1 protein-coding gene is annotated in these 215 nt (G+C 69.3%); it reads left to right on the forward strand.

Annotated elements, in window-relative coordinates:
- The coding region (locus J0695_RS41195; protein WP_206969922.1) for a hypothetical protein at positions 1-215 on the forward strand (215 nt) is incomplete at both ends.

Raw genomic sequence — 215 nt, forward strand, 5'->3', positions numbered from 1 at the left:
TTGACCAGCTCCAGGAGCTGGTCAAGGGCCGCGTCGACGAGCTCCCTGAGAAGATCTCCACCATGCTCGGCAAGCTGAAGGACGCCGAGAAGGAGATCGAGAAGTTCCGCGCGGAGAAGGTCCTGCAGGCCGCCGCCGGACTCGCCGCAGGCGCCAAGGACGTGCGCGGGGTCGCTGTCGTCACCGGCCAGGTCCCCGACGGCACGGGCGCGGAC

The sequence above is a fragment of the Streptomyces beijiangensis genome (genome assembly GCF_017315755.1).
Lineage (GTDB): Bacteria > Actinomycetota > Actinomycetes > Streptomycetales > Streptomycetaceae > Streptomyces > Streptomyces beijiangensis.